General features: G+C 45.1%; 10 protein-coding genes, 2 tRNA genes, 3 rRNA genes and 1 other RNA gene. All 16 read right to left on the reverse strand.

Translation table 11 applies throughout. The annotated features are described in order from the left end of the window. Positions 1 to 2 precede the first annotated feature (2 nt). Entirely contained in the window at positions 3 to 332 is a 330-nt protein-coding gene (locus RCG22_RS15440) for a cyclic di-AMP receptor DarA (RefSeq protein ID WP_066249205.1), read from the reverse strand. A 125-nt stretch (positions 333 to 457) separates the two neighbouring features. Further along, the gene (tmk, locus tag RCG22_RS15445) at positions 458 to 1,093 is read right to left on the reverse strand and encodes a dTMP kinase (protein ID WP_308103656.1); all 636 of its coding nucleotides are present in this window, start codon (positions 1,091 to 1,093) and stop codon (positions 458 to 460) included. A gap of 31 nt (positions 1,094 to 1,124) precedes the next feature. Continuing rightward, the gene (locus RCG22_RS15450; RefSeq protein ID WP_308103657.1) at positions 1,125 to 2,564 is read right to left on the reverse strand and encodes an aminotransferase class I/II-fold pyridoxal phosphate-dependent enzyme; all 1,440 of its coding nucleotides are present in this window, start codon (positions 2,562 to 2,564) and stop codon (positions 1,125 to 1,127) included. Positions 2,565 to 2,713: 149 nt separating this feature from the next. After that, positions 2,714 to 2,932: a sigma factor G inhibitor Gin gene (locus RCG22_RS15455; protein ID WP_308103658.1), complete on the reverse strand. Its 219-nt coding sequence runs from the start codon at positions 2,930 to 2,932 to the stop codon at positions 2,714 to 2,716. Between the two features lie 699 nt (positions 2,933 to 3,631). Beyond that, positions 3,632 to 3,748: ribosomal RNA gene (rrf, locus tag RCG22_RS15460) — 5S ribosomal RNA — on the reverse strand. Positions 3,749 to 3,823: 75 nt separating this feature from the next. After that, a 23S ribosomal RNA gene (locus tag RCG22_RS15465) occupies positions 3,824 to 6,761 on the reverse strand. A gap of 141 nt (positions 6,762 to 6,902) precedes the next feature. Then, positions 6,903 to 6,978 (reverse strand) — tRNA-Ala (locus tag RCG22_RS15470). Positions 6,979 to 6,988: 10 nt separating this feature from the next. Next, positions 6,989 to 7,065, reverse strand: a tRNA-Ile gene (locus tag RCG22_RS15475). A gap of 108 nt (positions 7,066 to 7,173) precedes the next feature. Next, positions 7,174 to 8,711 (reverse strand): 16S ribosomal RNA (locus tag RCG22_RS15480). Together the 16S, 23S and 5S rRNA genes with 2 tRNA genes alongside form the textbook arrangement of a ribosomal RNA operon. A 294-nt stretch (positions 8,712 to 9,005) precedes the next feature. Further along, positions 9,006 to 9,269 (reverse strand): pro-sigmaK processing inhibitor BofA family protein, encoded by a 264-nt coding sequence (locus RCG22_RS15485; protein WP_098263266.1) that lies wholly within the window; start codon positions 9,267 to 9,269, stop codon positions 9,006 to 9,008. 85 nt (positions 9,270 to 9,354) lie between these two features. Continuing rightward, positions 9,355 to 9,576, reverse strand: coding sequence for a YaaL family protein (locus RCG22_RS15490; protein ID WP_088084903.1), 222 nt, complete (start codon positions 9,574 to 9,576; stop codon positions 9,355 to 9,357). A gap of 21 nt (positions 9,577 to 9,597) precedes the next feature. Next, the gene (recR, locus tag RCG22_RS15495; protein WP_098263265.1) at positions 9,598 to 10,194 is read right to left on the reverse strand and encodes a recombination mediator RecR; all 597 of its coding nucleotides are present in this window, start codon (positions 10,192 to 10,194) and stop codon (positions 9,598 to 9,600) included. Between the two features lie 17 nt (positions 10,195 to 10,211). Next, positions 10,212 to 10,532 (reverse strand): YbaB/EbfC family nucleoid-associated protein, encoded by a 321-nt coding sequence (locus tag RCG22_RS15500; RefSeq protein ID WP_098263267.1) that lies wholly within the window; start codon positions 10,530 to 10,532, stop codon positions 10,212 to 10,214. A gap of 30 nt (positions 10,533 to 10,562) precedes the next feature. Further along, positions 10,563 to 12,251 (reverse strand): DNA polymerase III subunit gamma/tau, encoded by a 1,689-nt coding sequence (gene dnaX, locus RCG22_RS15505; RefSeq protein ID WP_308103660.1) that lies wholly within the window; start codon positions 12,249 to 12,251, stop codon positions 10,563 to 10,565. 145 nt (positions 12,252 to 12,396) lie between these two features. Continuing rightward, an RNA gene (gene ffs / locus RCG22_RS15510) (signal recognition particle sRNA large type) lies at positions 12,397 to 12,661 on the reverse strand. Positions 12,662 to 12,737: 76 nt separating this feature from the next. After that, entirely contained in the window at positions 12,738 to 13,259 is a 522-nt protein-coding gene (tadA, locus tag RCG22_RS15515; RefSeq protein ID WP_098263263.1) for a tRNA adenosine(34) deaminase TadA, read from the reverse strand. Positions 13,260 to 13,335 lie beyond the last annotated feature (76 nt).

Below are 13,335 nucleotides of genomic sequence, written 5' to 3' on the forward strand. Positions count from 1 at the left end.
GCTTAAAAATGCATGTATTGCTCAATTGGAAGGACAAATACTGTAGCCCCGCCAACTTCGACTTCCACGGGATATGGGACATACGAATCTGCATTCCCGCCCATTGGTGAAACAGGGGCAACTAACTGTTCCCTGGACCTGCAGTTTTCCTTAATAATCTGGAGGGCTCGGTCAATTCGAATATCCTCAGTACCGATCATAAAGGTTGTGTTGCCTGACTTCAGAAATCCACCTGTACTGGCTAGTTTGGTTGCTCTAAAATTGTTATCTACGAGTGCTTTTGATAAGCGATTGCTATCCTGGTCCTGTACAACAGCTATGATAAGTTTCATCCGAACCACCCTCTCTTTTTTCCCAATTCTAGTTTTGTTATTTTCTATATTATAACAGGTAACCGGATTCCTTACATTCGTAATGGGTTAGGCAGGCTGATATTTCTTTTTTTGAAAAAAAAGCCTTACAGCGAAGGCTTCTTTTGGGATAATTTTTCTTCTATTATCTTTAGTGTTTCCTGAAAAACCTCTTCCACTGTACCAGAGGCATTAATACTCCGAATTCTATCCGGAAAGCGCTCGATTAATAATTGGTATCCTTCACTAACCTTTTGATGGAATTCAAGATTTTCTAAATCTAACCGATTGATCTCTCTGCCTTTATTTTTGTTAATTCGCTCTAAGCCCAACTCCGGCTCAATCTCAAAATAGATGGTTAATTCCGGCATCAAGTTCTCAATCGCAAATTGATTGATTGCAAACACTTCTTCAATTCCTAACCCGCGGGCATAACCTTGATACGCTAATGAACTATCAACAAACCGGTCACATAGGACTATTTTTCCTTCATCCAATGCTGGTCTCACCTTTTCAATCAAATGCTGTCTTCGTGCCGCAGCATAGAGCAGTGCTTCTGTTCGGGGGTCCATGGCAGTATTTTCTTTATTTAATATAACAGCTCGAATTTGCTCCGCGATATCAATCCCACCGGGTTCACGCGTTAACAGTACATTTTCAAACTGCTTAGCGACCATATCAATGATCGTTGATTTTCCAGCACCATCCGGGCCCTCAAATGTTATAAATATTCCTCTAGTCATCTACAAAAACCTCCAGAACTGTATCTCTCACTCATCTTGTGTAAAAAGTCTTTATCCTGCCATCCTTTAATAAGGAGCCGCCTTGAAATCTTGCTCCTGAATTTAGGAGCCTGCTAAGTTGACTGAGCTTATCTTTTGTTATCCTCTCGCCCTTTATTAACAATGGGATACCCGGGGGATAGGGAATAATAGTTTCAGCGCATATCTCATCAAGTGCAGCTGTTATTTCTATTACTTTTACCGTTAAATTGACCATGTCTTTAAATGGGATCGCTAACGTTGATATGCTTTGACTTGTAAACTCCGGTATCTCTTGAGAATCCTTGAATGATAAACCAGCCAGTGCCTGTTTAATCTTCAGGACAGCCTCATCTACTGGAAAGGTTTGTCCTTTTTTTAATAAAGGAAAAATAAACAGGACATTATTTGGGTCTGCTAATTCTGTATAAATAGAGACCTCTTCGAATCTGCTTTGGAGTTCAAAACCATTTAATCCAGAGCGGGATTGAATGGTAATTTTCAGTGGATCTCCGTTCGTGTTTGGATACTCTAACACCTTGATTGCCGGGATGTCCGCTAGCTCCTGTTTAAAGCGTTGGATTTCATTTAATAGAAAGCTCAAGTCGATTGGAGTATATGTAGCTAAATAATTTCGTGCCAGGTCCAGTGATGCCATGATCGGATAGGAGGGGCTGCTTGATTGGAACATGGCTAAGTATTCCGTTACCTTATTATGATTAATTCGTGAGCTATTTACATGTAAATACGATCCCATCGTCATCGCGGGGAGCGTCTTATGCGCGGATTGGACCGCCATATCGGCACCTAATTGAAGGGCCGAGGGCGGGAACGGAGCTCCCAGGATCAAATGAGGTCCGTGGGCTTCATCTACTAATACAGGGATATCATACCGATGTGCTTCTTTGATTATCTCTTGTAATTGACATCCCATTCCATAGTAATTCGGATACGTCAGAACGAGCGCCTTGGCATCGGGGTATAAGCTTATAGCTTCTTTGACCGTTTCTACTTTAAGACCCGACGAAACTTTCCACTCCCGGTTATATTCAGGCTCGAGAAACACGGGATCGGCTTTTGCTATGCTTAATCCATTTAAAACAGATTTATGGCAATTTCGTTGGACAAGAACTTTTGAACCTTCAACACAGGCAGCCATAATCATGGCCAGATTCCCTACAGTCGAACCATTGACAAGAAAATAGCTCCTTTTGGTTTGATAAAGACTGGCTAATAATGATTCAGCCTCTAATATCGCCCCTTCCGGCGAATGCAGATCGTCTAAACCCGATAACTCCGTCGCATCTATTTGAAAAATTTGTTTAAAATAACGAGTTGCTTGAGGCTGATTTATTTGACCATATTTATGCCCGGGGACATGAAAAGAAATAGGATTCTTATTTGCATGGTCGACTAAAACATCATACAAGGGTGTTTTTAATTGGTTGCTCATTTGTTTACTTCCTTATAAAGAGTTTCATCGGTTTTCCCGTCCTAATTGCCTGCGTGTAACACCGCAACTTTGAAAGGATTACTTCATTCTAACAAAAAATAACTATTCATTCTCGTTTGATTGCAAAAAAAATAAGCCCTTAAGGACTTTTATGAAAAAATTTCCGGTGTAGTTATCTTTTTCAGTTGTTTGAGAAAATATTTATATTTCGGATCATTTGTATCTGTTTGTATTAAATCATTTTCGCATTCTGTACAAATAAATGAAGTGTATAGATGTATGCCTTTTGGTTTCTGATTTTCACAAATAACGCACGTTTCCTCATGATAATTTTGTGCTAATAATGAACTCAATCCCTCCACCTCCATACATCCATTCTGCCCTCATGTGTTTATTTGTATACAATTTTTTGAATAATCTTTTCATCGTTATCTTAATTAATATATTATGTAACAGTTTGCGATTGGGTGTATGTCTATTCGTAAATTCTTTACAAACACTTCGTACTTTTTTACTGTTGTTAATGTTTATTGAATTGGACAACAAAAAGAAACCATTTTAGACTAACGGGTTTCGTTATCAATCGCAAACATTAAAAATGTAATACAAAAAGACCTTCAAATTGTATATTAAAATGGGGGTACAATAACCAGTATACCTTAGCAAAATCCACTACATTTTTACTTACCAATTGATATACAGAAAATATTGGTCAGTCTCTGTTATAATTGAATGTTGATTTCACTGTGTTTGAAAAATAAACGGAGAAATTCCGGCTAAATTGGGAAATACCCATATTTCCTTAAGAATAAGGGGAGTTTTTCCGCTTATATTATCCATATCTTTAGATTTTGTCTTATTTAGAGGAGATAACCGGAATATCTCCGCTTATATCTGCTTCTTTAGCTTCCTCTATAAACATTAGACGGAAATTTTCCGCCTATGAATTCTCATACCTACGCAAAAATCAATTCGAAAGACACTTTCCCTGCTTTCCGATGGTGTTTTGTCCTTCGGAATCCCCTATAACAAAAAAAACAACCATTTCTGGTTGTTTTTTTAAATGTGCCTGGCAACGTCCTACTCTCACAGGGACGCGTGTCCCAACTACCATCGGCGCTGAGAAGCTTAACTTCCGTGTTCGGTATGGGAACGGGTGTGACCTTCTCGCCATTGCTGCCAGACTATTTTGTTGAGGTATCATTCCCTCAAAACTAGATAATGCAGAAGAAGTTGTAAAAACGAGTTCGCTTTAAAATTTGGTTAAGTCCTCGAACGATTAGTATCAGTCAGCTCCACATGTTACCACGCTTCCACCTCTGACCTATCAACCTGATCATCTTTCAGGGTTCTTACTAGCTTGCGCTATGGGAAATCTCATCTTGAGGGGGGCTTCATGCTTAGATGCTTTCAGCACTTATCCCGTCCGCACATAGCTACCCAGCGATGCCCTTGGCAGAACAACTGGTACACCAGCGGTGCGTCCATCCCGGTCCTCTCGTACTAAGGACAGCTCCTCTCAAATTTCCTGCGCCCACGACGGATAGGGACCGAACTGTCTCACGACGTTCTGAACCCAGCTCGCGTACCGCTTTAATGGGCGAACAGCCCAACCCTTGGGACCGACTACAGCCCCAGGATGCGATGAGCCGACATCGAGGTGCCAAACCTCCCCGTCGATGTGGACTCTTGGGGGAGATAAGCCTGTTATCCCCGGGGTAGCTTTTATCCGTTGAGCGATGGCCCTTCCATGCGGAACCACCGGATCACTAAGCCCGACTTTCGTCCCTGCTCGACTTGTAGGTCTCGCAGTCAAGCTCCCTTGTGCCTTTACACTCTGCGAATGATTTCCAACCATTCTGAGGGAACCTTTGGGCGCCTCCGTTACTCTTTAGGAGGCGACCGCCCCAGTCAAACTGCCCACCTGACACTGTCTCCCACCCCGATCAGGGGTGCGGGTTAGAATTTCAATACAGCCAGGGTAGTATCCCACCGACGCCTCCACCGAAGCTAGCGCTCCGGTTTCTCAGGCTCCTACCTATCCTGTACAAGCTGTACCAAAATTCAATATCAGGCTACAGTAAAGCTCCACGGGGTCTTTCCGTCCTGTCGCGGGTAACCTGCATCTTCACAGGTACTATAATTTCACCGAGTCTCTCGTTGAGACAGTGCCCAGATCGTTACGCCTTTCGTGCGGGTCGGAACTTACCCGACAAGGAATTTCGCTACCTTAGGACCGTTATAGTTACGGCCGCCGTTTACTGGGGCTTCGATTCAGAGCTTCGCTTAGCAGCTAACCCCTCCTCTTAACCTTCCAGCACCGGGCAGGCGTCAGCCCCTATACTTCGCCTTGCGGCTTCGCAGAGACCTGTGTTTTTGCTAAACAGTCGCCTGGGCCTATTCACTGCGGCTCTTCGAGGCTATTCACCTCAAAAAGCACCCCTTCTCCCGAAGTTACGGGGTCATTTTGCCGAGTTCCTTAACGAGAGTTCTCTCGCTCACCTTAGGATTCTCTCCTCGCCTACCTGTGTCGGTTTGCGGTACGGGCACCATTTATCTCGCTAGAGGCTTTTCTTGGCAGTGTGGAATCAGGAACTTCGGTACTAAATTTCCCTCGCTATCACAGCTCAGCCTTATGTGAGAAGCGGATTTGCCTACTTCTCAGCCTAACTGCTTAGACGCGCATATCCAACAGCGCGCTTACCCTATCCTCCTGCGTCCCCCCATTGCTCAAACGATAAAGAGGTGGTACAGGAATATCAACCTGTTGTCCATCGCCTACGCCTTTCGGCCTCGGCTTAGGTCCCGACTAACCCTGAGCGGACGAGCCTTCCTCAGGAAACCTTAGGCATTCGGTGGATGAGATTCTCACTCATCTTTCGCTACTCATACCGGCATTCTCACTTCTAAGCGCTCCACCAGTCCTTACGGTCTAGCTTCAACGCCCTTAGAACGCTCTCCTACCACTGACATCTAAGATGTCAATCCACAGCTTCGGTGATACGTTTAGCCCCGGTACATTTTCGGCGCAGAGTCATTCGACCAGTGAGCTATTACGCACTCTTTAAATGGTGGCTGCTTCTAAGCCAACATCCTGGTTGTCTAAACAACTCCACATCCTTTTCCACTTAACGTATACTTTGGGACCTTAGCTGGTGGTCTGGGCTGTTTCCCTTTTGACTACGGATCTTATCACTCGCAGTCTGACTCCCACGGATAAGTCTTTGGCATTCGGAGTTTGTCTGAATTCGGTAACCCGATGAGGGCCCCTAGTCCAAACAGTGCTCTACCTCCAAGACTCTTACTACGTGAGGCTAGCCCTAAAGCTATTTCGGAGAGAACCAGCTATCTCCAAGTTCGATTGGAATTTCTCCGCTACCCACACCTCATCCCCGCACTTTTCAACGTGCGTGGGTTCGGGCCTCCATCCAGTGTTACCTGGACTTCACCCTGGACATGGGTAGATCACCTGGTTTCGGGTCTACGACCACATACTCATACGCCCTATTCAGACTCGCTTTCGCTGCGGCTCCGTCTTTTCAACTTAACCTTGCATGGGATCGTAACTCGCCGGTTCATTCTACAAAAGGCACGCTATTACCCATTAACGGGCTCTAACTACTTGTAGGCACACGGTTTCAGGAACTATTTCACTCCCCTTCCGGGGTGCTTTTCACCTTTCCCTCACGGTACTGGTTCACTATCGGTCACTAGGGAGTATTTAGCCTTGGGAGATGGTCCTCCCTGCTTCCGACCGGATTTCTCGTGTCCGGCCGTACTCAGGATCCACTCAGGAGGGAACGAAGTTTCGACTACAGGGTTTTTACCTTCTATGACGGACCTTTCCAGGTCGCTTCATCTACCCCGTTCCTTTGTAACTCCATGTTGAGTGTCCTACAACCCCAAGAGGCAAGCCTCTTGGTTTGGGCTATGTCCCGTTTCGCTCGCCGCTACTCAGGGAATCGCGTTTGCTTTCTCTTCCTCCGGGTACTTAGATGTTTCAGTTCCCCGGGTATGCCTTCCATACCCTATGTATTCAGGTAAAGATACTGTTCCATTACGAACAGTGGGTTCCCCCATTCGGAAATCTCCGGATCAAAGCTTACTTACAGCTCCCCGAAGCATATCGGTGTTAGTCCCGTCCTTCATCGGCTCCTAGTGCCAAGGCATTCACCGTGCGCCCTTTCTAACTTAACCTAAAAGGTTTATAACTCTTACTTACATAAGAGAGAAAAACTAAAATGGCGATTACTCGATGTTTACTTTGCTTCTTCTTACGATTATCTAGTTTTCAAGGAACAATTAAATTGAAAGTTATTTTGCTATTGCAAAAAACTTTGGTGGAGCCTAGCGGGATCGAACCGCTGACCTCCTGCGTGCAAAGCAGGCGCTCTCCCAGCTGAGCTAAGGCCCCGTTATAAAGATGGTGGGCCTAAATGGACTCGAACCATCGACCTCACGCTTATCAGGCGTGCGCTCTAACCAGCTGAGCTATAGGCCCCCACAACGGAAATATAATAGAGAGATTATACTCTCAAAACTAAACAAACAAAGATCGCATTACAAACAAACTGTTTTGTCTGGCTCACAGGTCCAGCTTTATCCTTAGAAAGGAGGTGATCCAGCCGCACCTTCCGATACGGCTACCTTGTTACGACTTCACCCCAATCATCTGTCCCACCTTAGGCGGCTGGCTCCTTACGGTTACCCCACCGACTTCGGGTGTTACAAACTCTCGTGGTGTGACGGGCGGTGTGTACAAGGCCCGGGAACGTATTCACCGCGGCATGCTGATCCGCGATTACTAGCGATTCCGGCTTCATGCAGGCGAGTTGCAGCCTGCAATCCGAACTGAGAATGGTTTTATGGGATTGGCTAAACCTCGCGGTCTTGCAGCCCTTTGTACCATCCATTGTAGCACGTGTGTAGCCCAGGTCATAAGGGGCATGATGATTTGACGTCATCCCCACCTTCCTCCGGTTTGTCACCGGCAGTCACCTTAGAGTGCCCAACTGAATGCTGGCAACTAAGATCAAGGGTTGCGCTCGTTGCGGGACTTAACCCAACATCTCACGACACGAGCTGACGACAACCATGCACCACCTGTCACTCTGTCCCCCGAAGGGGAACGTCCTATCTCTAGGAGTGTCAGAGGATGTCAAGACCTGGTAAGGTTCTTCGCGTTGCTTCGAATTAAACCACATGCTCCACCGCTTGTGCGGGCCCCCGTCAATTCCTTTGAGTTTCAGCCTTGCGGCCGTACTCCCCAGGCGGAGTGCTTAATGCGTTAGCTGCAGCACTAAGGGGCGGAAACCCCCTAACACTTAGCACTCATCGTTTACGGCGTGGACTACCAGGGTATCTAATCCTGTTTGCTCCCCACGCTTTCGCGCCTCAGCGTCAGTTACAGACCAGAAAGCCGCCTTCGCCACTGGTGTTCCTCCACATCTCTACGCATTTCACCGCTACACGTGGAATTCCGCTTTCCTCTTCTGCACTCAAGTCCCCCAGTTTCCAATGACCCTCCACGGTTGAGCCGTGGGCTTTCACATCAGACTTAAAGGGCCGCCTGCGCGCGCTTTACGCCCAATAATTCCGGACAACGCTTGCCACCTACGTATTACCGCGGCTGCTGGCACGTAGTTAGCCGTGGCTTTCTGGTTAGGTACCGTCAAGGTACCGGCAGTTACTCCGGTACTTGTTCTTCCCTAACAACAGAGCTTTACGACCCGAAGGCCTTCATCGCTCACGCGGCGTTGCTCCATCAGACTTTCGTCCATTGTGGAAGATTCCCTACTGCTGCCTCCCGTAGGAGTCTGGGCCGTGTCTCAGTCCCAGTGTGGCCGATCACCCTCTCAGGTCGGCTACGCATCGTCGCCTTGGTGAGCCGTTACCTCACCAACTAGCTAATGCGCCGCGGGCCCATCTGTAAGTGACAGCCGAAACCGTCTTTCAGCTTTTCCTCATGAGAGGAAAAGGATTATCCGGTATTAGCACCGGTTTCCCGGTGTTATCCCAGTCTTACAGGCAGGTTGCCCACGTGTTACTCACCCGTCCGCCGCTAACCACCGAAGTGATTCGCTCGACTTGCATGTATTAGGCACGCCGCCAGCGTTCGTCCTGAGCCAGGATCAAACTCTCCAAGAAAGTTGATTAGCTCATTTGTTACGTTGGCTTAGTTTCGTTAAAGAAACTAAAATTTATTGTTTGTTTGCACGATTTTGTTTGTTTAGTTTTCAAAGAACAATTTCTCAATCGCCAAATGCGACTTTATCATCTTACCAAGTTACCACTCGAAAGTCAATAACTTTTTTCGTTTGTTTCACATCGTCTCTGTGACGACTTTTCATATATTACAGCATATCTGCACAATGGTCAACACCTTTTTTACAAATAGTTTTATAAATAGAAAAAACCGCTTTTCCCAGCGGTTTCAGTGACTTAAATAACCCATTGTTGAATGGCAACCAAGGCGAATAGTCCCGGAATTCCCAGAAAGCCCGAGATAGCGGAGGTAGCAAAATTAATGGGCACATGAATGCCATAGCGGTTACCTGCCGCGTTTAAGAAAAATAAAAAGAGTGCTCCAATCACTAATTTAATGGCAGCCTGTCCAACGTATCTGGCAGGCTTAAAGGGTGCACCAGTAAATAATAGGATAAGTATTAATCCTCCGAGGATGGAAATTACAATAATTGGTTCCAAAAAAGCTATCCCCCTTCATAAGTCACTTTGTTTCAACTTATGTACAAGTTGAGAAAAATAGACCTAAAAAGGGCAATAGCTTGTTTTATGATCTCATTAAGGTAACATTCCGCTGCTTCGCTTCTCTTAATAGAAAGATATATTTTGCCTCAGCGATCTTTGTTTGGCAAATCACTTCTTCGGAAGGATCGAAACTTTTTTCCAACAGTAGCTTTTCCTGCTGCCAATGTTCTTTATATCGATTCAACTGCATTAGCAGCTTTTCATTATACTCTTTACGAAGCCGCCCTTTACGTTGAAAAAACATGAGTGATTCCTCCGCGTCTTCTTAAAATTCCCTTCGCCCTTCAATCGCCTTCGATAAGGTGACCTCATCCGCATATTCTAGGTCACCGCCAACTGGAAGACCATGGGCAATTCTCGTCGTTTTGATCCCTGAAGGCCTTAACAACCGAGAAATGTACATAGCAGTAGCTTCCCCTTCAATATTAGGGTTAGTCGCAAGGATTACTTCCGTTACCGTTTCATCCTGAAGACGTTTTAAGAGGTCAGGGATATTTATATCCTCAGGACCGATTCCGTCCATTGGGGATATTGCCCCGTGGAGTACATGGTACAATCCGTTGAATTCTTTCATTTTTTCCATCGCTATCACGTCTTTAGGATCTTGGACAACACAGATAATACTCTTATCCCGCCGCCCATCCTCACAAATATAACATGGGTCTTGATCCGTGATATGACCACAGACAGAACAATAAGTTAAATTTCGTTTAGCATTCACTAGTGCTTTGGCAAAATCAAGCACCGTATCCTCTTTCATACTTAGGACAAAAAAAGCCAGACGACCGGCCGTTTTCGGACCGATCCCCGGCAGCTTCATAAAGCTGTCAATCAGCTTAGAGATTGGTTCAGGATAATGCATGTTTTTCTATTCCTCTCTTAAAAAGGAAGATTCATTCCTTTTGTGAATTGCCCCATCGTGCTATTGGTTAACTCTTCTACCTTTTTAAGAGCATCATTTGTTGCTGCTAAAACAAGGTCTTGAAGCATTTCGATATCATCAGGGTCAACTGCTTCTGGTTTGATAATTACATCCACGACTTCCTTATGGCCTGTTACCATCACTGTAACCATCCCGCCGCCTGCAGAACCTTCAATCTTTTTTTCACCTAATTCTTCTTGTGCCTCCGCCATTTTCTTTTGCATTTTTTGCATTTGTTTCATCATATTTTGCATATTTCCCATTCCGCCACCACGCATCATTACCATCTACCTCCAAATAATTAGTTGTTAATCAATAATCTCTACAAATTCAGCGCCAAATAATTTCTTGGCTTCTGCAATATGAGGTTCTTCTTCCTTCGTTGCTTCACTGGTTTCACCTTCAGCCCCATCATGGCTATTCAAAAAGCTTTCGCGAATTGGCAGCCACTGGTCTTCCGGGACACCTAAGATTGTAAATCTAATTCCTGTTAATTTATGTAAAGCTGCGACAACTGCATCCAGAAAGTCAGTTCGACTCATCGCCATTTGGCAAATCATTTCATGCTTGAATTTTATTATAAAAGCAGTAGAGGACGCCGCAATAGGCTCTGCATCATTTAACAGGGCGGCTTGTGATTTCAATAGACTTGCCCGCAATTCGCCCCAATTGGTCTTAATGGCATTTAAATCGCTTTTTGTTGCCTGCTTTAACACTTCATTTATTCTTCCAACCGCTGGCTGAAAGGTCTTTTTAGATGTTCTCGGCGCAGACTTCTGTGCTTGCGGTGCCGTCTCTTGCGTGACAACCGCCACACCGTTTGCCTTTAAGTGTTGCAGTTCTGACTCCAGCTGACCGACTCTTGCGATTAACTCTTCCATTTGAGCCGGTTGTGCCTGTACGGTTTGTTTTGCTTCCATCTGGCACAACTTTACGATCGCTACTTCTAGGAAAATCCTTGGATGGTTCGTCCAACGCATTTCTTGTTGTGTTTTATTTAAGAGATCGATGAGCTGGTAGATTTGATCCATCGAAATCGTTTCTGCCATGACTCGAAAATCCTCATCAAGCATCACTCTTTCCAAGGATTCTTCCAAGTTAGGTGCCGTTTTATACAACAGCATATCACGATAAAATAGGATTAAATCCTCAATAAAACGCATCGGGTCTTTTCCATGAAATAAAAGTTCATCCAATGCCTCCAGCCCGCTCGCCACATCCTTTTCTCGGAAGGCTAAAGCTAGCTTATTCAAAAATCCCTGTGATACGGAACCAGTTACCGTTAACGCATCCTCGATAGATACTTGGTCCTCGCTATACGAGATGGCCTGATCCAAAAGACTAAGTGCATCACGCATCCCGCCATCAGCTGCCCTCGCAATCAGTTGCAGTGCTCGCTCATCACAATGAATCCCAGATTCCTCAACGATTAATTTCATCCTTTTGACGATTGCCCCAGCGGTAATCCTCCTAAAGTCAAAGCGCTGACATCTAGAAATAATCGTTAATGGGATTTTATGTGGTTCTGTCGTTGCTAAAATAAAGATAACATGCTTAGGCGGTTCTTCTAATGTTTTTAACAAAGCATTAAATGCGCTGATGGAAAGCATATGTACTTCATCAATTATATAGACCTTGTATTGAACTGAAGTAGGTGCAAATTTGACCTTATCAAGAACATCACGCATTTCTTCCACACGTGAGTTGGAAGCAGCATCAAATTCCAGTACATCCGAGATGGTCCCATTGGTAATACCGAGACAGGCTGCACACTCATTACATGGCTCTGAAACAGGCGATCGTTCACAATTGATGGCCTTTGCTAATATTTTAGCCGCACTTGTTTTCCCCGTTCCTCTCGGTCCTGAAAAAAGATAAGCGTGTGAGATCTTTTGCTGAAGCAGGGCGTTTTGTAATGTCTTGGTTACATGTTCTTGTCCTACTACATCTATAAATGTTTGAGGCCGCCAAACACGGTATAAAGCCTGATAAGCCAATTGACAATCGCCCCCTTCAAAATTTTCAACTTTCCACTTTTCCTATTATACCTTAACCATTTTGCATTTTACAAAATGAATCTAGTTGATTAGACAAAAAAACTCATCCCAAGTCTGAGATGAGTTAATTTATGTAATATAACTGCCGTGCACCTTCCGTCGACTAACGCCCATAAGCGTTACTTAAGCAGTTAGCTCGGCCCAGGCCACCCTGCGGCACATGGGAGCGTCCACTTAATGCTGCTTCCTTCCGGACCTGACATGGTTCATGGATTCCCATTGCGCAGGACCCGGGCGTCAACACCACTTACTTAAGGCAGACCCTACAGGTCGTTAGCCTCGGGAAGGGATTCAGTCCCGCTAGAGCGGATTGCGGGTACAGGGCACCGCTGCCTCCCCACCTAGCACGGCAAAGTTGATACCAAAGTTTAGTGCGTCTCTATGACGCTTTCTTAGTATACAAATATTCTTGTAAAAAAGCAATTACTATTCACTGTCAATTTCTGTAATACTGTTCTTTTGCATTATTTTCTCAAGCCTTTTTCGTTCCCTTATTCCTCGAAAAAAATCTGAGAGCATTTGCCCGCACTCTTTTTCTAATACACCGCTCGTAACCTCACTCTGATGGTTGAAACGTTCATCACCCAATAGATTCATGAGCGTTCCACAACAACCGCCCTTAGGGTCCGCCGCGCCATAAACCACCTTTTTCACTCTAGCTAAAATGATGGCACCCGCACACATCGGACAGGGCTCTAAAGTTACATATAAGGTAGACTCTTCTAAACGCCACGAACCTATGTCCTTGCAGGCTTGATCAATAGCTAATAGTTCGGCGTGCGCGATGGCATTTTGCTCGTTCTCACGTAAATTATATGCACGGGCAACAATCTTTCCTTCCATAACAATGACCGCACCAATCGGCACCTCGCCCCGCTCTTCCGCCTTCTTCGCTTCTTTGATTGCTTCTCTCATAAAGTCTTCATCTTGCAAATGCTCGATTTCCATGTTATTTCCCCTTTTCTTATCTGAGCAGCAGGATAAAACGGACTCTCTCACAGCAAAATAGGAGGTGAAGGAGAGA

This window comes from Neobacillus nitrireducens (genome assembly GCF_030915405.1).
In the GTDB taxonomy this organism is placed as follows: Bacteria; Bacillota; Bacilli; order Bacillales; family Cytobacillaceae; genus Neobacillus.

Bases quoted from the DNA above. Each gene is read 5' to 3' on its own strand.
- RCG22_RS15440 (WP_066249205.1), bottom strand. From the start codon at position 332: ATGAAACTTATCATAGCTGTTGTACAGGACCAGGATAGCAATCGCTTA.
- tmk (WP_308103656.1), bottom strand. From the start codon at position 1,093: ATGACTAGAGGAATATTTATAACATTTGAGGGCCCGGATGGTGCTGGA.
- RCG22_RS15450 (WP_308103657.1), bottom strand. From the start codon at position 2,564: ATGAGCAACCAATTAAAAACACCCTTGTATGATGTTTTAGTCGACCAT.
- RCG22_RS15455 (WP_308103658.1), bottom strand. From the start codon at position 2,932: ATGGAGGTGGAGGGATTGAGTTCATTATTAGCACAAAATTATCATGAG.
- RCG22_RS15490 (WP_088084903.1), bottom strand. From the start codon at position 9,576: ATGTTTTTTCAACGTAAAGGGCGGCTTCGTAAAGAGTATAATGAAAAG.
- recR (WP_098263265.1), bottom strand. From the start codon at position 10,194: ATGCATTATCCTGAACCAATCTCTAAGCTGATTGACAGCTTTATGAAG.
- RCG22_RS15500 (WP_098263267.1), bottom strand. From the start codon at position 10,532: ATGCGTGGTGGCGGAATGGGAAATATGCAAAATATGATGAAACAAATG.
- tadA (WP_098263263.1), bottom strand. From the start codon at position 13,259: ATGGAAATCGAGCATTTGCAAGATGAAGACTTTATGAGAGAAGCAATC.